A 21,442-nucleotide genomic window follows, 5' to 3' on the forward strand; every position below is an offset into this window, starting at 1 on the left:
ACTACTCTTTCCTAACGATTAAATAGACGTGAACGTCCTGAAGAACCACTTTGAGTATTGCCACTCGAACTTGAACTTCCAGAGCTACTGCTTGAACTTGAGCTTGGAGGAGTCACTGCTGGAATGTTTCCTAGAATATTCTTCCATGCGTTCAGATAATCTGCATCGCTTCCTCCAATAGCAAAGCGATAGGTGGTCACTGGCGCGCCTTCTTTAGTCGCCCAGTAGCTCGTTACTGTTGATCCAGAAACTTCTATTTCTTTTCCATTGATGGAAACCTTGCCTGGTTTTTGTCCTGTAGATCGGAGAACTTGCGACTTGGTCACACTTGGATCCAGATTAAAGCGTTCATTCCCCCATATTCCAGGTTCAGCTTGCTGAATGGCATTGACCAAGTGGGCCATATAGTTGGCATTGCGGTAGTGACCTGCTCCTTTGGCTAGTGGTCGGTTGTCGTCGTGACCTAACCAGCCACCCAAAGTCAAGCGAGGTGTAGAAAGCATGAGCCACATATTTTCATCTTCATTGGTCGTACCAGTTTTTCCGATCCAGTCAGCACGAGCGAGGGATGGATTGATAGTCGTCAAGTCCGTCTGGAAACTCGAGGTAATCCGAGACGAGATAACATCCCGAAGGAGACTTTGCATAATGGTTGCTGTCGCTTTTGAATAAACTTGGACAGGCTCATCCTTGTGCTCGTATACCAATCGGCCATCCGTTGACTCGATCTTCGCGATCATATGTTTCTTATGGTAAACTCCATTGTTGGCCAGAGTTTGATACCCGTTGGTATGCTGGGCAACTGTAACGTCAATCCCCCCACCCATCGGTAAACTTTCAATACCATATTCTGGGATTTCGTAACCCATTTTTTCCATATAGCCTTTGACATCAACACCCTTCTCTCGAAGCGTACGATACGTCCAGTAGGCTGGGATATTCCATGAGTAGTTAAGGGCTTCTCCCAATGTCATCATGCCCGTACCAGGACTATTGACATACATGATGGGATTCCCATTTGAGAAGTTGGTAGGATAGTTTGACAAGATACTTGCACTTCCCATCAAACCTTGGTCAATAGCGATACCATAGGCCAATATAGGTTTTGTGGTTGAAGCTGGAGAACGCTTGGTATCGATAGCGTGATTGTTCTGATTTTCTTGATAATTACGACCACCAACAAATCCAAGGATAGCTCCCGTTTGGTTGTCCATGAGGACATTCCCCACCTCAGGCTGGCCTGTCGAATCATCTAGCAAATAGCCGTAGGTCGCAACCGCATTTTGCATCGCAGCATGAACATTTTTATTGATAGTTGTCGTAATCTTATATCCACCATTTTCAATTTCCTTAGCGGCTAGATCACGATAGGATTTCTGAATGGACTCATTCTTTAATTCTTGCGCAGAAACATTATCTCGTTGGACGAGGTAGTCGTACATGCGATCAGTAGCTTCTGCCAAGGTTGCATAGTAGAGATAGTCACGCGAAGTACCGCTAACACTACCTGATGGTAGGAAATCTTTCTTAAAGTCATAATCTTTGTACTTATCGTAGTCTTCCTGACTTAGAGCCCCTGTTCGGTACATATTGTAGAGGACATCCTTGGCACGCTTAATTCCCAAAGCCATGTCCTCATCACTCTTCATGCTACCATCAGATTCATAAGGAGAATAACTGATTGGACTCTGTGGCAATCCTGCGATAAAGGCTGCTTGAGGGACCGTTAAATCCGAAGCATTGACCCCAAAGATTCCTTCTGCAGCCTGCTGGGCACCTGCAATATTTTGACCTTTATGATTGCGACCAAAAGGAGCTATGTTAAGGTAGGTTGTCAAGATCTCATCCTTACCCATGGCCCGTTCTAAAGCTAGAGCATCAATAATCTCTTTAGCCTTACGAGCCAGAGTTGGAGCATCCCCCACCACTTGCTGCTTGATGACCTGCTGGGTCAAGGTCGAACCACCACTAGACGAGCCTAGACCGACAAAGGTTCCCAAAGTCGCACGAATAACGGCCTTAGGCACAACTCCCTTGTGTTCATTGAAATGCTCGTCCTCTGTCGCAACAATGGCTTTCTTAAGATTGTCTGAGATAGCATCTGAAGCGACTGAAGTGCGCAATAAATCGCCCTCGATCGAGGCAATGGTACTGCCGTCAGAATAAGTGATTTCTGAAATAGAGGCAATATCCTTCACTTGCTTGACCAACTCTTCTGCTTGAGGTACCTGGGCCTTGTCAAATAGAGCGACTCCATAACCCATAGCTACACCAGCGCCAAACAGTCCACCGATAAAGCCTAAGATAAAGAGAGTATTAAAGACTATTTTAAACCCACTCAAAACCTTAGCAAAAATAGACCCTGCCCTTCTAACTTTGTCAGAAGAGGTCCCCTTTTTACCGGTTTTCTTATTAGCTAGTTTTTTTGCTAGTCTTTTCTTCCATTTTACAATTCGTTGCATTAGCTGCTGGAAAAAATGCAGCATTTTTGTTTTTAATTCATTAATTCTTTCTTTCATGAATGTCCTCGCTTTCTCTATTATACCATAAAAGGGAAACTTTCAATAAAATAGCCACTTTCTTCCCTATTCCACTAGGCTATTGTCCGAGTTTGTGATACAATAGGTAGAAACAATATTTTATAAAGGAGAAAAGACACATGCACATTTTTGATGAGCTAAAAGAGCGTGGTTTGATTTTTCAAACGACTGATGAAGAAGCTTTGCGTAAAGCCCTAGAAGAAGGTCAAGTTTCTTATTATACTGGCTACGATCCAACTGCTGATAGCCTTCACCTCGGCCACCTTGTCGCAATCTTGACCAGTCGTCGCTTGCAGTTAGCAGGTCATAAACCATATGCGCTCGTTGGCGGTGCTACAGGTCTCATCGGAGATCCGTCCTTCAAAGATGCTGAGCGTAGTCTCCAAACAAAAGACACAGTAGAGGGCTGGGTCAAGTCTATCCAAGGGCAACTTTCTCGTTTTCTTGACTTTGAAAATGGTGAAAATAAGGCTGTCATGGTCAACAACTACGACTGGTTTGGCAGTATCAGCTTCATTGACTTCCTCCGTGACGTCGGAAAATACTTCACTGTCAACTACATGATGAGTAAGGAATCTGTGAAGAAACGGATCGAGACAGGGATTTCTTACACTGAGTTTGCCTACCAAATCATGCAAGGGTACGACTTCTATGTCCTTAACCAAGACTACAATGTTACTCTGCAAATCGGTGGTTCTGACCAGTGGGGAAATATGACAGCTGGTACCGAATTGCTTCGTCGTAAGGCTGACAAGACTGGTCACGTGATCACTGTTCCACTCATCACAGACGCAACTGGTAAGAAATTTGGTAAGTCAGAAGGAAACGCAGTTTGGCTTAACCCTGAAAAGACTTCTCCATACGAAATGTACCAATTCTGGATGAACGTGATGGATGCTGACGCTGTTCGCTTCTTGAAAATCTTTACCTTCTTGTCACTCGATGAGATTGAAGACATCCGCAAAGAGTTTGAAGCGGCTCCACACGAACGCTTGGCACAAAAGGTCCTCGCTCGTGAAGTCGTGACTCTTGTTCACGGAGAAGAAGCTTACAAAGAAGCCCTTAACATCACCGAGCAACTCTTTGCTGGAAACATCAAAAACCTTTCTGTCAAAGAACTCAAACAAGGACTTCGTGGAGTGCCAAACTACCAAGTAAAAGCAGACGAAAACCACAATATCGTGGAACTCCTCGTGTCATCTGGTGTGGTGAATTCAAAACGCCAAGCCCGTGAAGACGTCCAAAACGGAGCTATCTACGTCAACGGCGACCGTATCCAAGACCTTGACTATGTCTTGAGTGACGCAGATAAGTTAGAAAACGAACTCACTGTTATCCGCCGCGGGAAGAAAAAATACTTCGTGTTGACTTACTAAATTGTTAAACATTTACCTATAAACAAAGGAGTTACCCTCGAGAAAGGTAACTCCTTTTTGCTGTGAATAGTCCCCACCTATCCCTTAATAGACAGGCTACGCAGGACTATGCGTAAGGTTGTTAGATTATGTAGGATAGAGAGGTTTGAAGGACTGAGCCAATTAAACAAGCCAAAGCCAATCAAACTACTATTTACGACAACGGTATCTTGAATATTCTTCTTGATGAGTGTTTGCAAAGATGATGATAGCCAATCCAACTCTTGGAAGAAATCCAAACGATTATCTAACAATAAGATATCGCTCATCTGCTTAGAAATATCTGCACTCTCATTCATCACCACACCGATATCTGATAGGGTTAGAGCCGCTGAGTCATTCAATCCATCTCCAACCATCAAAATCGTGTGACCTGCTTTCTGCAGTTCCTCTACTAACTCAAATTTCCCATCAGGTTTCAAGTCTGTATAGACCTGATCAAAGGGCAAATCTTTGACTAATTCCTCTGTCCTAACCAAGGTGTCCCCTGTTGCCAGAATCAATTTTTTCCCTTGTGCCTTAAGTTTCTCCAAGGCTGCTTTTGCTTCTTTTCTCAAAGGAGTATGAATGCAGAACATTCCAATCAATTCATTCTGATAAGCCAAGAATAAGAGATTGTAGTGACTCTTGTACTCTTCAATTAAAGCATTTTGTTCTGAACTGATATGAATCTGCTCATCCTGCATCAAGACATAATTCCCAATAAGAACTGGTTGGCCATCTATATGAGATTTGATCCCCTTGCTTGCAATATATTGGAGTTTCCCATGCATTTCCTCATGTTCAATTCCCTCTATCTCAGCTTGCTTGACGATGGCATTAGCAATAGGATGATAAATGTGTTCCTCAAGACAGGCACTGATTCTGAGAATATCTTCCTCACTATAGTCCCCAAAAGGTAACACCTTTTCAACTATAGGATAACTAGTTGTGATTGTTCCCGTCTTATCAAACAAGAAAGTATCAACTTCCAGATATTTCTCCAGAACATCCCCATCCTTAATCACCATTTCACGGTTCAACCCCTCCTTGATAGCTGTCAAATAAGCTACAGGAGTAGAGATTTTCAAAGCGCAGGAGAAATCGACTAATAGGAAAGAAATAGCCTTAGAAAAAGAACCTGTTAATAGGTAAGTTAGCCCAGCCCCCAAGAAATTATATTTGACGACCTTATCCGCCATCTTGATGAAATAGCGTTGTTTCGTTTTCTTGTTTTCTTCAGATTTCTTCATTAACTCAATCAGTTGTAAAATCCGGCTGTTCATCTGATTATCGGTTACACGAATGCGTAACTCTCCAGTTTCTAATACTGTATTTGCACAAACCAAATCAGACTCTCTTTTTTCAACTGGAAAACTCTCTCCCGTCAAGGAACTTTCGTTGACCATACCTAAACCTGAAACTACTTGTCCATCAAACAGAATTTCATTTCCTTGAGATAGAACCAAGACATCTCCTATTTGAACATCGGAACTCTTGATACTAACAACCGTATCGCCCTGTACTAAGAATACGTCGCTCTCTTTTGCAAGAAGGCTTTGTTCTAAATCTGTTGCAGTTTTTTTCAAAGACCACTGATCTAAATGATTCCCCAAATCAAGCATAAACATGATATTGCTAGCTGTCTTGGATTGGTTCATAAACAAGGACAATAAAATCGCCGAACAGTCCAAGACTTCCATCGTTAGTTCCTTACGCGCTAGTGTTTGATAGGCTTCTCTAATATAACCCAAAGCCTGATAACAAGTCCATATATAGCGAATAGGATACGGCACAAAACTACGAAAAAGTACACGCTTAATCGCTGCACCTGAAACAATAGAATAAGCACTCTCTTCTCTACGAATGGGAAGAGTCATCAACTCAGAAACTTTCCCTTTATCAATTCTTTTTAAAAAGGCTTCTGCATTATCTAATACAGAAAAGCCTTCTTTTATGCGTAGAGTAAAGTGCTGTTGATCCATGTAAAACTGGATAGACTCAATCCCCTTTTCATCTCTCGCCAAGGAACGAAGATAGTCTTGAATATCCAAGGTGAGTGAAAAAGAAGATGATAGTCGGATATGTTGGTATCCTCTATGTAGCACTTTAAAAGACATATTATTCTCCTATAAGGCTATCTAATTGCTCTTCTTTTTTCTCTTGCTCGTACAAATATTTGGCATCTTGCAAGACATCGTCTCCATGTTGTTTCACAACAGAAACAGATGCATCTAGCCCGTCTTTCAACTTGTAAGCCTTAGCCAAAGCTTTAGAATAACCTTTTTTAGCTTCCTTACTTGCCAAGATTTTCAAACCAAGGGTACCAAATGCGACACCACCCAAAAAGAGTGATGATTTTTTCGCAACTTTTGCAACGGTTAATACTTCTTTTAACATACTTATTTCCTCCTTATCATTATTATATAGAAATTTAGATATAAAAGCAATTTTATTCTATAAATTGGAGAATTAGTTTTATTTCTACTGAATCTCCCATCTACTTATTTCTAAAGTTGCTTTCATTTGCCTCTTTTGATACACTTAAACTATGAATACAAACCTCAAACCCAAACTTCAGCGTTTTGCTTCTGCGACTGCCTTTTCCTGCCCTATCTGCCAAGAAAATCTGGCCTTGGTAGAGTCTAGCCTCAAGTGTAGCAACCGCCATTCTTTTGATCTGGCAAAATTCGGCTATGTCAACTTGGCTCCGCAAATCAAGCAATCTGCCAACTACGACAAGGAAAACTTCCAAAACCGCCAGCAAATTCTTGAAGCTGGTTTTTATCAGGCTATTTTAGAAGGTATCTCGGACTTACTAACAACTAATCCATCCGCAAAAACAGTCTTGGATATCGGTTGTGGCGAAGGTTTCTACTCTCGTAAACTCCAAGAAAGTCACTCTGATAAAACCTTCTATGCCTTTGACATTTCAAAAGACTCGGTCCAAATCGCAGCTAAAAGTGAACTCAACTGGTCAGTTAATTGGTTTGTCGGTGACCTGGCTCGACTTCCTATAAAAGACGCCAGTATGGATATCCTGCTCGACATCTTTTCACCTGCCAACTATGGGGAATTCCGTCGCGTTTTATCCAAAGATGGCATCTTGATCAAGGTCATCCCGACTGAAAATCACCTCAAAGAAATCCGTCAAAGGGTACAAGACCAGCTGACAAACAAGGACTATTCCAACCAAGATATCAAGGAACATTTCCAGGAATACTTCAGCATCCAATCTAGCCAAATAGCTTCCCTAACCAAACCCATCACAGCCGAGCAACGCCAAGCTTTACTTAGCATGACCCCCCTTCTCTTTCATGTTGACCAGACCAAAATTGACTGGAGTCAACTGACAGAGATTACCATTGAGGCAGAGATTTTGGTTGGGAAAGCACTGTAAATAAAACTTTCAGATAAGACAAAACCCGCACCTCCTCTTGAGGTGTGGGTATAAATCGCGATTTTTCAACTGTCTATCCGAAAAGTGGAAAAAATTTTAACCTCTCCATTTATTTTCGATTCGAAATAACAAATTTATCAATAAATAGCAAGTGAAATGAGGCAAGTGATGCCCCATAACAACATCCATGAAAAGAGATTTCTTGATGAGTCAGTGGAAAGGAACTACTATTACCCATATAAAGGCATGACCAAATCACAAATAGTATCCAAAATAAATCAGTCCATTTATATTTTGAAAAATATTTTTTCCACATAAGAACACCTTCTTTCCTGCAATCATATTATAACACTTCGTGTAAGCGGATACAAGAAATGTGAGGTAATCAACTAAGAAGAAGCATGAGGTTGAAAGAGAGTGTTAAACCTTCAATACGTCTATGATTTCTCTCTTTTTAGACCAGATTGATTCAAATCAACATTATTCAAAAAAAGCGAATTTCAATCGAAACTCGCTTTTTTACAAAATGTATTAGTATAAATTTGTATCTTAGTTCAAGTGCCAGATATCTTCGTTGTACTGAGCGATTGTACGGTCAGATGAGAAGAATCCTGCTTTGGCAATGTTAACGATGACTTTATCCAACCATGCGTCGCGGTCTTCGTAGTCAGCAAGCATTTGCTCTTTGACTTTAATGTAGTCTTCCAAGTCAAGGAGAGTCATGAACCAGTCTTTGTTGATCAATTCGTTGTAAAGACGTTCCAAGCGTTCTTTCTTACCTACTGCAAGAACAGCATCGCTCACAATGAAGTCAACCAAAGGTTTGATAGCTTCACGAGCATAGAATTCGCTTGATTTGTAAGCTGCTTTTGCGTAAAGGTCGATAACAGTTTCTGAATCTTCACCAAAGATATAGATGTTTTCGTCGCCAACCAACTCAGCGATTTCCACGTTAGCACCGTCCATAGTACCAAGAGTCAAAGCACCGTTCAACATGAATTTCATGTTACCAGTACCTGAAGCTTCTTTAGAAGCAAGTGAGATTTGTTCTGAGATATCACATGCTGGGATAAGGAAGCTTGCTGCAGTAACGTTGTAGTTTTCAACCATAACCACTTGCAAGTGTGGAGCTACTTCTGGATCATTTGCAATCACTTCTGACAAGCAAAGGATCAAGTGAATGATGTCTTGGGCGATTGTGTAGGCAGGAGCTGCTTTACCACCAAAGAAGACTGTGATTGGACGAGCAGGGATGTTACCAGCCTTGATATCAAGGTATTTGTGGATGACATACAAAGCGTTCATTTGTTGGCGTTTGTACTCGTGAAGACGTTTGATTTGGATATCAAAGATAGAGTTTGTATTGATTTCCACACCTTGGTGATCTTTCAAGTGACGAGCCAATTTACGTTTGTTGTGAGCCTTGATGCTTTCCAATTTTTCTTTGACAGCTGCTTTGTCTTCGTAAGACAAGAGTTTTTCAAGCTCATCTGCTTCATGGTGCCATCCCTCTCCAATAATCTCATCCAAGTAGTGAGATAGTCTTGGGTTGGCATGCATGAGCCAACGACGGAATGTGATACCGTTTGTTTTGTTGTTGAATTTTTCTGGGTAGATGTCGTAGAAAGCTTTCAACTCTGAATTCTTCAAGATCTCAGTGTGGAGTGCTGCCACCCCGTTTACGCTGTATCCATAGTGGATATCCATGTGAGCCATGTGTACACGGTCGTTTTCATCAATGATTTGAACAGCTGGGTCTTTGTATTCTGCTTTCACACGACGGTCCAATTCTTTGATGATTGGTACCAAGTGAGGAACCACTTCTTCCAAGAATTCAAGAGGCCATTTTTCAAGGGCTTCAGCAAGGATTGTGTGGTTAGTGTAGGCAGTCATGCTTCGTACGATTGAGATTGCTTCATCAAGCTCGATACCTCGCGCAGTCAAGAGACGGATCAATTCAGGAATCACCATTGATGGGTGAGTATCGTTGATTTGTACAACAGCGTAGTCTGCAAGGTCATGCAAGTTGCTTCCTTTTTCGATTGCTTCGTCGATGATCAATTGCGCACCGTTTGAAACCATGAAGTATTGTTGGAAGATACGGAGCAATTCACCTTGCTTGTCGCTATCGTCTGGGTAAAGGAAGAGAGTCAAGTTGCGAGCGATATCTGTCTTGTCAAAGTTGATACCATCTTCGATGATAGAAGAATCAACTGAATCCAAGTCAAACAAACGCAAGCGGTTTTTAGTAGCTGTCTTGTAACCAGGTACATCAATATCATAAAGGGTAGATGTCAATGTGAAGTGTGCAAATGGCACTTGGTAGCTACGGCTTGAGCGTACCAACCAGTTTTGTTCTGTCAACCAAGCGTTAGGAATTGTTTCTTGTTGGTTGTTTTTAAGAACTTGTTGGAAAAGACCGAAGTGGTAGTTCAAACCAACACCATCACCATTCAAACCAAGTGTAGCGATTGAGTCGATAAAGCAGGCTGCCAAACGTCCCAAACCACCGTTACCAAGTGATGGTTCCAATTCTACTTCTTCGATTTCGATCAACTCTTTACCTGCAGCTGCAAGTTCTTTTTTCACATCGTCGTAAAGTCCGAGGTTAATTAAGTTGTTTGACAAGAGTTTACCGATCAAGAACTCAGCTGAGATGTAGTAAACTTTTTTCTTACCAGTGTTGACTGGTTTTTGGCTGCTAGCAAGCTTGCTGTAGTTGAGAAGAGCAAGGTAAAGCTCTTCATTGCTACATTCTGCAATAGTTTTATTGTAACGTTTTTGTACAAATTCGTTTAATGGTAACATGTTTATGTGTCTCCTGATATTGTCTTATTTCTTTAATTCTACCAAATTTTCATTGATTCGGCGATAAATTGTAGTCAAGTCAAGCAAAGTTTCTTCAACAGCTGGTGTGAGTTGGTCTGCTGTCATACGCCATGACCAGTTTCCACCAAGAGTAGATGGGAAGTTCATACGAGCTGACTCATCTAGTTCTAGCAAGTCTTGCATAGTTGCAATAGCCATGAAGCTAACAGATGAAAAGACTGTGCGAAGCATTGCGTGTGGCACTGTTTCGTACTCTTTACGGTTCGTGTAACGAGCCATGTATTCACGAGTTGGATCGTCGATTTCATTACGGTACCAACCAAGAACAGTGTTATTATCGTGTGTTCCTGTGTACATAACAGAGTTGGCAGGTGCCAAGTGTGGGCTATCGATACTTTCGTCTTCTGGGTTGAAGGCAAATTGAAGAATCTTCATTCCTGGGAAGCCAGTGCGTTCACGCAACTCGATGACTTCATCTGTCATGAAACCAAGGTCTTCTGCGATGATGTTTAGCTCACCAAGCTCTTCCTTAACGGCTGCAAAGAGTTTGTAGCCAGGACCTTTCACCCATTTACCAGGTGCTGCTGTATCGGAACCAGCAGGAATTTCCCAGTAAGATTCGAAACCGCGGAAGTGGTCGATACGAACGATATCGTAGATTTTGAAGCTTTCGCGCAAGCGTTCAATCCACCATTTGTACCCGTCTTTGTCCATTGCTTCCCAGTCATAGATTGGGTTCCCCCAAAGCTGACCAGTAGCAGAAAACTCATCTGGTGGACATCCTGCGATGCAAGTTGCTTTACCAGTGGCATCTGTCTTAAAGAGATGTGGATTTGCCCACATATCGCTTGAATCTTCCGCTACGTAGATAGGCATGTCCCCAACGATTTCGATGTGGTTGTCGTTAGCGTAGGCTTTCAATTTCAACCATTGTTGGAAGAAGAAGTATTGAGTCACACGGTGGTAAACCAACTTGTCTGCCAATTTCTCACGGTAGCTTTCAAGTGCTGAAGCTTTACGCGCACGAGCTTCTGCATCTGGCCACTCTGTCCAAGCAAGATTGTCAAAATGCTCTTTGATAGCCATATACTCTGCGAAGAGTTCGAGCCAAGATTGGTTGTCTTTAGCAAACTTCTCAAAATCTTTGACATCACCCACTTCCAAGAAGCGTTTAACTGCTTTTTCTAAAAGTGGACGACGTGCGTAATAAATCTTCGCATAGTCAACTTCAGATGCATCGCTACCAAAGTCAACACCTTTAAGATCACTGGCTTCGAGCAAGCCTTGCTCTACCAAGATATCAAGGTCGATAAAATGCGTATTTCCAGCAAAGGCTGAGAATGATTGGTATGGAGAATCTCCATAGCTTGTTGTCCCAAGAGGGAGGATTTGCCAGTAACGTTGCTTCGTACGAACCAAGAAATCAACGAAATCATAGGCAGTCTGGCCAAATGATCCAATCCCGTATGCTCCTGGCAGAGAAGAGATGTGCATCAACACACCACTTTGACGTTTTTTCATAATAGCACCTCATGTGTTTGTTATAAAACGTTGCGCAATTAAGGCGCAAACGTTTGCGTTAATTTAAGTATAACGCATTTCAAAAACAAATGCAAGCGTTTTTAAAAAATTTTTTTGAATTATTTTAATCAAACAAAACTTGTTGCCACTGATATTTTATGAAATAAGCGAAAAAATTTTAAAGATTTTCTGATTTAAGATAATTCATTCCCAATATCTGCTCTATTTTCTGAAAAACCGAGCCGAATTTACGCAATCGTTTTCCTAATATATTTTCCATTCAAGAAAAACAAACATTTTAAGTTCTTTCCTATATAAAGGCTTTAATAAATGTTTGAAACCTTAAAATTTTTTTAAAATTTTTGCTAAAAAAACTTGCAACCGTTTTCTATTTGTGCTATACTAAGTTCGTAAAAGAAAACGTTTGCGTTTTCTCATTAAATTATTTTTGTTATTCTTTAGGAGGAATACACTATGTCATCTAAATTCATGAAGAGCGCTGCTGTGCTCGGAACTGCTACTCTTGCTAGCTTACTTTTGGTAGCTTGCGGAAGCAAAACTGCTGATAAAGCAGCTGATACTAGCTCATCTGAAGCAAAAGAAATCACTTTCTACGTTGAAGACCAATACAAAGCCTACGCTGAAAAAGTTGCTGCAGCTTATGAAAAAGAATCAGGTACAAAAGTTAACATCAAATCAGGTGACCAACTTGGTGGACTTGACAAACTTTCACTTGACAACCAATCAGGTCAAGCTGCTGACGTTATGATGGCTCCATACGACCGTGTAGGTAGCCTTGGTACTGACGGACAACTTTCAGAAGTTACTTTGAGCGACGGCGCTAAAACAGATGATAAAACTAAATCTCTTGTAACAGCTGCTGACGGTAAAGTTTACGGTGCTCCTGCCGTTATCGAGTCACTTGTTATGTACTACAACAAAGACTTGCTTAAAGAAGCTCCAAAAACTTTTGCTGAATTAGAAGAACTTGCTAAAGACAGCAAATACGCTTTCGCTGGTGAAGATGGCAAAACTACTGCATTCCTAGCTGACTGGACAAACTTCTACTACGCATACGGACTCCTTGCTGGTAACGGTGGTTACGTATTCGGACAAAACGGTAAAGACGCTAAAGACATCGGTCTTGCAAACGACGGTTCTATCACTGGTGTCAACTACGCTAAATCTTGGTATGAAAAATGGCCTAAAGGTATGCAAGATACTGAAGGTGCTGCAAACTTGATCCAAACTCAATTCCAAGAAGGTAAAACAGCTGCTATCATCGATGGACCTTGGAAAGCTCAAGCATTCAAAGATGCTAAAGTAAACTACGGTGTTGCTACTATTCCAACTCTTCCAAATGGTAAAGAATACACACCATTCGGTGGTGGTAAAGCTTGGATCATCCCATCAAGCACTAAGAACCTTGAAGCTGCACAAAAATTTGTAGACTTCCTTGTTTCAACTGAACAACAAAAAGCATTCTACGATGCAACTAACGAAATCCCAGCTAACACTGAAGCTCGTTCATACGCTGAAGGTAAAAACGATGAGTTGACAACAGCTGTTATCAAACAGTTCAAGAACGCTCAACCAATGCCAAACATTTCTCAAATGTCAGCTGTTTGGGATCCAGCTAAAACAATGCTCTTTGACGCTGTAAGTGGTAAAAAAGATGCTAAGACAGCTGCTAACGATGCTGTAACATTGATCAAAGAAACAATCAAACAAAAATTTGGTGAATAATTGAATTCGTTACAAGGGGGGAGAATACAAATCCCCCTTTGATTTTATAAATTTACGAATGATTGCAGTTGCCTATCTAGTGATTGGAGACAAACTTCAATCTCGTATCCTATGAAAGGAGTATTCATGGAAAACCAACAACCTAGCAAAGCAGCCTTGCTTTCAGTGATTCCTGGGTTAGGACAGATTTACAATAAACAAAAGGCCAAAGGTTTTATCTTCCTTGGTGTAACTATCGTGTTTGTTCTTTATTTCCTAGCACTTGCAGCCCCTGAATTGCACAATTTGATCACTCTTGGTGACAAGCCAGGTCGTGATAATTCCCTCTTTATGCTGATTCGTGGTGCCTTCCATTTAATCTTTGTAGTCGTTTATGTGCTCTTTTATTTCTCAAATATTAAAGATGCACATACAATCGCAAAACGTATTAACAATGGAATTCCTGTCCCACGGACTTTTAAAGATATGATCAAAGGTATTTATGAGAATGGTTTCCCTTACCTCTTGATCATCCCATCTTACGTCGCTATGACATTTGCGATTATCTTCCCAGTTATCGTAACCTTGATGATTGCCTTTACCAACTACGACTTCCAACACTTGCCACCAAACAAATTGTTGGACTGGGTTGGTTTAACGAACTTCACAAACATCTGGAGTTTGAGTACCTTCCGTTCAGCCTTTGGTTCCGTTCTTTCTTGGACCATTATCTGGGCTTTATCTGCTTCTACTTTGCAGATTGTCATTGGTATCTTTACTGCCATCATTGCCAACCAACCATTTATCAAAGGAAAACGTATCTTCGGTGTTATTTTCCTTCTTCCTTGGGCAGTTCCAGCCTTCATCACTATCTTGACATTCTCAAACATGTTTAATGATAGTGTTGGTGCCATCAACACCCAAGTCTTGCCTCTTTTGTCTAAGGTTCTTCCTTTCCTAGATGGAGCTCTTATCCCTTGGAAAACCGATCCGACTTGGACTAAGATTGCCTTGATTATGATGCAAGGTTGGCTAGGTTTCCCATACATCTACGTTTTGACCTTGGGTATCTTGCAGTCTATTCCTAACGACCTCTACGAAGCGGCTTACATCGATGGTGCCAATGCTTGGCAAAAATTCCGCAACATCACTTTCCCAATGATCTTGGCTGTTGCAGCTCCAACATTGATCAGCCAATACACCTTCAACTTTAACAACTTCTCTATCATGTATCTCTTTAATGGTGGAGGACCTGGTAGCGTTGGTGGTGGAGCCGGTTCAACTGATATCTTGATCTCATGGATTTACCGTTTGACAACAGGTACAGCCCCACAATACTCTATGGCGGCAGCTGTTACCTTGATTATCTCCATTATTGTCATCTCTATCTCTATGATTGCATTCAAGAAACTACACGCATTTGATATGGAGGACGTCTAAGATGAATAACTCAATCAAACTCAAACGTAGACTGACTCAAACCCTCACTTACCTCTACTTGATTGGCTTATCAATCGTCATTATTTATCCACTTTTGATTACCATTATGTCAGCCTTCAAGTCTGGTAACGTGGTAGCCTTTAAACTAGATGGTAACGTCGATTTTAGTTTTGATAACTTTAAAGGACTCTTCACTGAAACCTTGTACGGCACTTGGTATCTCAATACCTTGATCATTGCCTTGATTACAATGGCTGTCCAAACAAGCATCATCGTACTTGCTGGTTATGCCTACAGTCGATACAACTTCTTGGCTCGTAAACAAAGTTTGGTCTTCTTCTTGATCATCCAAATGGTACCAACAATGGCTGCTTTGACTGCCTTCTTCGTTATGGCACTTATGTTGAACGCCCTTAACCATAGCTGGTTCCTCATCTTCCTCTATGTCGGTGGTGGTATCCCTATGAACGCTTGGTTGATGAAAGGTTACTTTGATACCGTACCAATGTCTCTTGATGAATCAGCAAAACTTGATGGTGCAGGACACTTCCGCCGCTTCTGGCAAATCGTCCTCCCTCTTGTTCGCCCAATGGTTGCGGTACAAGCCCTCTGGGCCTTCATGGGACCTTTCGGAGACTATATCCTCTCTAGTTTCTTGCTTCGTGAGAAAGAATACTTTACAGTTGCCGTTGGTCTCCAAACCTTCGTCAACAATGCGAAGAACTTGAAGATTGCCTACTTCTCAGCAGGTGCCATCCTCATCGCACTTCCAATCTGTACACTCTTCTTCTTCTTACAAAAGAACTTTGTTTCAGGACTTACAAGTGGTGGCGACAAGGGATAATTTATCCCCGCCACCCTTTTTCATTTTGGAGCTTGTGGCTAAAGCTACAAGATTGGACACCCTTCTACAAATCTTATTGAAAGCCCTCTTTCAATACATAATTGATTTCCTAGACTTGAAATAAAGCACATTTCTCTATATAATAATACTCATATAGAAAACACTTTTAGAAAGATGCCTATGCTTCCATATCCATTTTCATATTTTTCAAGTATTTGGGGATTTCGTAAGCCCCTGTCAAAACGTTTTGGACTCAACTGGTTTCAACTCCTCTTTACTAGCATTTTCCTCATCAGCTTGTCTATGGTTCCAATTGCCATTCAAAACAGCTCACAGGAAACGTATCCACTGGATACGTTTATCGATAATGTCTACACACCCCTGACAGATGAAGCGATCATGGATTTGTCGGAGAATGCGCAGATAATAGATGGAAAACTGAGCTATGCTGGAACTAAAAATCAGCAGCCTTCTCTTTTAATTGGCCCAAGCCAAAACAAAGAATTGCCAAAGGACTTGCAACTTCATTTTGATACGGAAGAACTCGTCATCAGTAAGGAAAGTAAGGAACTAACTCGCATTCGCTACCACGCGATTCAAACGGAGAGTTTCCAGAGTAAGGAAGATCTAACCCAAGCCATTTCTAAAGATTGGTACCAACAAAATCGGGTCTATATCAGTCTCTTTCTCGTTCTTGGTGCAAGCTTCCTCTTTGGATTGAATTTCTTCATTGTCTCTCTTGGAGCTAGTCTCCTCCTTTATATCACCAAAAAATCACGCCTCTTTTCATTTAGGAGCTTTAAAGAGTGCTACCATTTTATCTTGAACTGTTTAGGATTACCCACTCTGATTACGCTTATTTTGGGACTTTTTGGCCAAAATATGGCGACCCTTATCACTGTACAAAACATTCTTTTTGTTCTTTATCTGGTCACCATTTTTTACAAGACACACTTCCGTGATCCAGATTATCATAAATAGGAGATTTTTATGCCCGTTACGATTAAAGACGTGGCCAAGGCAGCAGGTGTCTCACCTTCAACTGTTACCCGCGTTATTCAAAACAAATCAACGATTAGTGATGAAACCAAAAAACGAGTTCGCAAGGCGATGAAGGAGCTCAACTACCACCCCAATCTCAATGCTCGTAGCTTGGTAAGTAGCTATACTCAAGTTATCGGCCTGGTGCTTCCTGACGACTCGGATGCCTTTTACCAAAATCCTTTCTTCCCATCTGTTCTACGAGGGATCGCCCAAGTGGCATCTGAGAACCACTATGCTATCCAGATTGCAACGGGGAAAGATGCAAAAGAGCGGCTCAAAGCTATTTCCCAGATGGTCTATGGTAAGCGTGTAGATGGTTTGATTTTCCTCTATGCCCAAGAAGAGGATCCTTTGGTTAAGCTAGTAGCAGATGAGCAATTTCCTTTCCTTATCTTAGGTAAATCTCTATCTCCCTTCATTCCGCTTGTTGATAATGACAATGTCCAGGCTGGTTTTGATGCGACAGAATATTTCATCAAAAAAGGATGCAAGCGAATTGCTTTTATCGGAGGAACCAAAAAACTTTTCGTAACACAAGATCGTCTAATGGGTTATGAGTTAGCTCTTAAACGATACCAACTTCCTATTGATCCAAATCTGACCTACTTTGCGACCGAATTTCTTGAAGATAATGGTTATCGCTTTAGTAAACTTCTCTTCGAGCATGATCCAAATATTGATGCTATTATTACTATTGATAGCCTTCTTGCTGCAGGGGTCTGTGATTACATCGCAAAACACCAACTGGATGTCCCTGTCCTCAGCTTTGACTCGGTCAACCCTAAACTGAACTTGGCAGCCTATGTGGATATCAATAGCTTAGAACTCGGGCGCGTTTCCTTTGAAACCATTCTCCAGATTATTAACGATGCCAAAAACAATAAACAGATTTGTTACCGCCAGTTGATTGGGCACAAAATTATCGAAAAATAAAGACCAGCCTCAAGGCTGGTCTTTTGAGTATTATTAATTGTCTGTTTCTACGAATCGTCCTAGGATGTGGACATTTTCGGATACAGAGACAAAGGCTGTCGGATCGACCTGTTTCATGATGTGTTTAAAATCATTAAACTCTGCTCGCGTGATAACCGTAATCAAGACTGCTTTTCTCTCATGATTATAGGTTCCTTCTGCATCGTGGATCATGGTTGCTCCTCGGTGCAATTTTTTATGGATTTTTGCGATTACCTTGTCAGGATTATTGGTCACAATCATGGCCTGCATGCGTTTTTGCTTTGTAAAGACCGCATCTGTCACACGGCTCGATACAAAAATGGTGATCATAGAGTAGAGGGCGTATTTCCAACCAAAGGTCAGACCTGCTATCAGCATGATGGTTCCATTTACCAAGAAAGAAATACTGCCGACATTCTTACCCGTTTTCTTTCGAATGGTCAGACTGACGATATCTGTACCTCCGCTAGAAATATTGTTACGGAGTGCAAAACCAATCCCCAAGCCCATGACAACACCCCCAAAAAGAGCATTGATGATGGGATCCTCTGTCAAGGTCACAACTGGCACAAGCTGGATAAAGAGGGAACTCATGGATACTGTGATAAAGGTAAAGATTGTAAACTTATGCCCAATCTGATACCAAGCCAAAATCATCAACGGAAAATTGATGGCATAAAAGGTCAGCGATATCGGAATATAAAAACCAAACCAGTGATTACTCAAAGCAGAGATAATCTGTGCCAAACCCGTCGCACCACTGGAGTAAACGTGTCCTGGTTGAAAAAAGAAATTGACTGCTACTGCTGACAAAAATCCATAGACCAGAGAGGCCGATACTTTCTCATCATATTTTTCCCGAGAGATACTTTGTAAAACTCGTAAGATTTTTATCTGATAAGCAAAGCGGCGCAGATAATAGCGCCACCGCTTAATTTGTTTTGCTTGTTTCATCTTCTTCTACTTGTAAGCTGAGTTCCTCTAGTTGTTTGAGAGCGACTGTTGATGGAGCTTGTGTCATTGGGTCGGTTGCCTTATTGTTCTTAGGAAAGGCAATGACTTCACGGATATTTTCTTCTCCTGCAAGCAACATGACAAAACGGTCAAGACCGATCGCCAAACCACCATGAGGTGGGAAACCATAGTCCATAGCCTCAAGAAGGAAACCAAACTGGTCATTTGCTTCTTTGGCTGAGAAACCAAGAGCCTTGAACATGCGTTCTTGAAGGTCTTTTTGGTTGATACGGAGGCTACCACCTCCAAGCTCATAACCGTTCAAAACGATATCGTAGGCAATGGCACGAACCTTAGCCAAATCACCTTCTAATTCGTAAGCTGTCTCTTCCTGTGGAAGGGTAAACGGATGGTGGGCACTCATGTAACGACCTTCTTCTTCAGACCATTCAAACATTGGCCAGTCAATCACCCAAAGGAAGTTGAATTTATCGTTATCAATCAAGTCAAGCTCTTTGGCAATACGTCCACGAAGGGCGCCTAGTGTTGCATTCGCCACTTCAAGCGTATCCGCCACAAAGAGAACCAAATCCTTATCTTCAAGACTAAGCGCTGCAGTCAAGTCTGCTTGGATCCCAGTCAAGAACTTGGCAACCGGTCCATTTAATTCTCCATCAACCACTTTGACCCAAGCAAGACCTTTGGCACCATATTGTTTGGCTACTTCAGTCATCTTGTCAATGTCTTTACGTGAGTAGTTGTCTGCAGCTCCTTTGACTACAATGGCTTTAACGGCAGGTGCTTCTGAAAAGACTTTGAAATCAACACCTCTAACCACTTCTGTCAAGTCCTGAAGCAACATATCAAAACGAGTATCAGGTTTGTCAGAACCGTAAAGAGCCATCGCGTCATCATACTTCATACGAGGAAATGGAAGCGTTACTTCGATGCCTTTGGTTTCTTTCATCACGCGCGCAATCAAGCCTTCTGTGATATCTTGGATCTCTTGCTCCGTAAGGAAAGACGTTTCCAAGTCGACCTGAGTAAACTCAGGCTGACGGTCACCACGCAAATCCTCGTCACGGAAACATTTAACGATTTGGTAGTAACGGTCAAACCCAGCATTCATCAAAAGCTGTTTAGTGATTTGTGGGCTCTGAGGAAGAGCGTAGAAATGCCCTTTATTGACACGAGATGGCACCAAATAGTCACGCGCTCCTTCTGGTGTTGACTTCGAAAGGAATGGCGTCTCCACATCGATAAACTCCAACTCATCCAAGTAGTTACGGATAGAGTGAGTCACCTTAGCACGAAGCTTAAGGTTTTCTAGCATTTCTGGACGACGAAGGTCAAGGTAACGGTAACGCAAACGTGTATCGTCATTGGCCTCAATCCCATCTTTAATCTCAAAAGGTGTTGTTTTGGCTGTATTAAGCACTGCCAAAGCTGTCACGTTCAACTCAACTGCACCAGTCGGCAATTTATCATTAGCTTGCTCACGCGCAGCGACTTGTCCAGTCACCTCGATGACAAACTCACTACGAAGGCTTTCAGCTGTTGCCATGACCTCTGCAGAGACTTTTTCAGGGTTGATAACCAACTGCATGATTCCTTCACGGTCACGAAGGTCGATAAAGATCAAACCACCTAGGTCACGACGACGACCAACCCATCCTTTCAAGGTCATTTCTTGTCCGATGTGTTCCTCACGAACACGACCAGCATACATACTACGTTTCATGTTTTCTCTCCTCTTTTATTCTGTTACTATTTTACCATAAAAGCGCAGGCTCTTCATGAAAATCAGCAGAAAAGTTTGATTGTCTTTAGAATCAAAACGAACAGACAAAAAATCCGATGAAAACGTCATCGGATTCTCTGATTATAATTCTTAACCTTTTTACGCTTTTCAGCAATCTCAGCTGCCTTTTTAGGTAGAACAATCTCCGTCGCATAAGCCGAAGCAAAACGCAAGACTCCTGCAATAGGCGCAAAGACAACTGCTAGATAGTTGTAAAAGAAGTCGCCTTTAAAGGCATAGGCAAGTGCCCCGATGATAAAGAAGAGAACGACCGCCTGTATCACTGCTAATAAAATTATTCGTTTCATGTGACCTCCTGACTCTATTATAGCATGAGTATCATCAAAAAGCCGATTAAATTATTCAAAGCGTGGAGAGAAATGCTATAAAGAAGACCTTTTCGGCTCACATAAGCCAGTCCCAAACTCAATCCCAGACTAGCATAAACTAAAAACTGTTGCAAAGTTCCTGGAAAATGAATCAAGGCAAAAAGCACACTCGATACGAGGAGAAACAGAGCTGTCTGTTTTCCGTTGTTCTGCTTAGGAAAGAGATAGCGCGCCAGCATCCCTCTAAAGATGAGTTCTTCCGTCAGAGGAGCAAAGACCACTACCATAAAGAAACCAAAGACAGGCTGAGCAACTGTCAGTTGTGATACGATTTGTTGATTGACTGACGGATCTTCTGGCAAAAAGAACTGGGCTGTAATCGCCACTAGCAAAACCAGAGTAGGCAACCAGATATAACGATTAAAAGCTGTTGTCTGGATGCTAACCTTTTCTGTCTGATACCATATGTAAACTCCATAAACATAGGCCCCTGACAGGGCGACATAAAGTGGCAAGACTCCAAAGATTGAAGCCCCTAGGTCAAGCGCCGATAAAGCCATACTCTGAACCAGACCATAGCCAAAGTAAAAGGATAGAATAGCTAGAAGAAACCAGCCAAGATTTTTAAGTAATTTCATAAAAGACTCCTATTGAAATGAAGACTTAG

17 protein-coding genes are annotated in these 21,442 nt (G+C 41.7%); 7 read left to right on the plus strand and 10 right to left on the minus strand.

What is annotated here, in order from left to right; all coding sequences use genetic code 11:
* Positions 1 to 11: 11 nt before the first annotated feature.
* The gene (pbp1b, locus tag ACORHV_RS09015; protein ID WP_434398190.1) at positions 12 to 2,519 is read right to left on the minus strand and encodes a penicillin-binding protein PBP1B; all 2,508 of its coding nucleotides are present in this window, start codon (positions 2,517 to 2,519) and stop codon (positions 12 to 14) included.
* Between the two features lie 140 nt (positions 2,520 to 2,659).
* On the opposite strand from pbp1b, the gene tyrS reads away from it, so the two are divergent.
* Entirely contained in the window at positions 2,660 to 3,916 is a 1,257-nt protein-coding gene (gene tyrS, locus ACORHV_RS09020; RefSeq protein ID WP_044020095.1) for a tyrosine--tRNA ligase, read from the plus strand.
* Positions 3,917 to 3,993: 77 nt separating this feature from the next.
* Here tyrS and ACORHV_RS09025 read toward each other — a convergent pair whose 3' ends face one another.
* Together ACORHV_RS09025 and ACORHV_RS09030 are read right to left on the minus strand one after the other, a co-directional pair.
* A complete protein-coding gene (locus ACORHV_RS09025; RefSeq protein ID WP_000008775.1) occupies positions 3,994 to 6,054 on the minus strand; it encodes a heavy metal translocating P-type ATPase in 2,061 nt (686 codons plus the stop codon).
* 1 nt (position 6,055) lies between these two features.
* Positions 6,056 to 6,334 (minus strand): DUF6110 family protein, encoded by a 279-nt coding sequence (locus ACORHV_RS09030; RefSeq protein WP_000910910.1) that lies wholly within the window; start codon positions 6,332 to 6,334, stop codon positions 6,056 to 6,058.
* A gap of 151 nt (positions 6,335 to 6,485) precedes the next feature.
* Here ACORHV_RS09030 and ACORHV_RS09035 point away from each other — a divergent pair, with 151 nt between their 5' ends.
* Complete coding sequence (locus tag ACORHV_RS09035; protein ID WP_001095532.1) at positions 6,486 to 7,334, plus strand: putative RNA methyltransferase; 849 nt, start codon at positions 6,486 to 6,488, stop codon at positions 7,332 to 7,334.
* A 109-nt stretch (positions 7,335 to 7,443) separates the two neighbouring features.
* Here ACORHV_RS09035 and ACORHV_RS09040 read toward each other — a convergent pair whose 3' ends face one another.
* The 3 genes from ACORHV_RS09040 to malQ form a co-directional block, all read right to left on the minus strand.
* Entirely contained in the window at positions 7,444 to 7,650 is a 207-nt protein-coding gene (locus ACORHV_RS09040) for a hypothetical protein (protein ID WP_033587430.1), read from the minus strand.
* A 233-nt stretch (positions 7,651 to 7,883) separates the two neighbouring features.
* A complete protein-coding gene (gene glgP / locus ACORHV_RS09045) occupies positions 7,884 to 10,142 on the minus strand; it encodes a glycogen/starch/alpha-glucan family phosphorylase (protein WP_254728334.1) in 2,259 nt (752 codons plus the stop codon).
* Positions 10,143 to 10,166: 24 nt separating this feature from the next.
* Entirely contained in the window at positions 10,167 to 11,684 is a 1,518-nt protein-coding gene (gene malQ, locus ACORHV_RS09050; RefSeq protein WP_434398193.1) for a 4-alpha-glucanotransferase, read from the minus strand.
* A 474-nt stretch (positions 11,685 to 12,158) separates the two neighbouring features.
* On the opposite strand from malQ, the gene ACORHV_RS09055 reads away from it, so the two are divergent.
* The 5 genes from ACORHV_RS09055 to ACORHV_RS09075 all read left to right on the plus strand — a co-directional run bounded on the left by ACORHV_RS09055 (position 12,159) and on the right by ACORHV_RS09075 (position 17,670).
* Entirely contained in the window at positions 12,159 to 13,430 is a 1,272-nt protein-coding gene (locus tag ACORHV_RS09055) for an extracellular solute-binding protein (RefSeq protein ID WP_000095461.1), read from the plus strand.
* A gap of 126 nt (positions 13,431 to 13,556) precedes the next feature.
* Entirely contained in the window at positions 13,557 to 14,849 is a 1,293-nt protein-coding gene (locus tag ACORHV_RS09060) for a carbohydrate ABC transporter permease (RefSeq protein WP_268702837.1), read from the plus strand.
* 1 nt (position 14,850) lies between these two features.
* Positions 14,851 to 15,693 carry a sugar ABC transporter permease gene (locus ACORHV_RS09065; RefSeq protein ID WP_001065650.1) on the plus strand — a complete coding sequence of 281 codons (843 nt, stop codon included), beginning with the start codon at positions 14,851 to 14,853 and terminating at the stop codon, positions 15,691 to 15,693.
* 180 nt (positions 15,694 to 15,873) lie between these two features.
* Positions 15,874 to 16,674 (plus strand): DUF1189 domain-containing protein, encoded by an 801-nt coding sequence (locus ACORHV_RS09070; RefSeq protein ID WP_434398196.1) that lies wholly within the window; start codon positions 15,874 to 15,876, stop codon positions 16,672 to 16,674.
* A 9-nt stretch (positions 16,675 to 16,683) separates the two neighbouring features.
* Positions 16,684 to 17,670 carry a LacI family DNA-binding transcriptional regulator gene (locus tag ACORHV_RS09075; RefSeq protein WP_045618053.1) on the plus strand — a complete coding sequence of 329 codons (987 nt, stop codon included), beginning with the start codon at positions 16,684 to 16,686 and terminating at the stop codon, positions 17,668 to 17,670.
* A gap of 33 nt (positions 17,671 to 17,703) precedes the next feature.
* Here ACORHV_RS09075 and ACORHV_RS09080 read toward each other — a convergent pair whose 3' ends face one another.
* The 4 genes from ACORHV_RS09080 to ACORHV_RS09095 form a co-directional block, all read right to left on the minus strand.
* Positions 17,704 to 18,645, minus strand: a complete 942-nt coding sequence (locus tag ACORHV_RS09080) for a YitT family protein (RefSeq protein ID WP_000806271.1) — start codon at positions 18,643 to 18,645, stop codon at positions 17,704 to 17,706.
* Entirely contained in the window at positions 18,623 to 20,386 is a 1,764-nt protein-coding gene (gene aspS, locus ACORHV_RS09085) for an aspartate--tRNA ligase (protein ID WP_434398199.1), read from the minus strand. The genes ACORHV_RS09080 and aspS overlap by 23 nt, the downstream gene beginning before the upstream one ends.
* Before the next feature lie 125 nt (positions 20,387 to 20,511).
* The gene (locus ACORHV_RS09090; protein ID WP_049490087.1) at positions 20,512 to 20,754 is read right to left on the minus strand and encodes a hypothetical protein; all 243 of its coding nucleotides are present in this window, start codon (positions 20,752 to 20,754) and stop codon (positions 20,512 to 20,514) included.
* Positions 20,755 to 20,771: 17 nt separating this feature from the next.
* Positions 20,772 to 21,413 (minus strand): CPBP family intramembrane glutamic endopeptidase, encoded by a 642-nt coding sequence (locus ACORHV_RS09095; protein ID WP_000771207.1) that lies wholly within the window; start codon positions 21,411 to 21,413, stop codon positions 20,772 to 20,774.
* Between the last annotated feature and the right edge of the window lie 29 nt (positions 21,414 to 21,442).

It is taken from the genome of Streptococcus sp. KHUD_016 (assembly GCF_051106465.1).
Lineage (GTDB): Bacteria > Bacillota > Bacilli > Lactobacillales > Streptococcaceae > Streptococcus.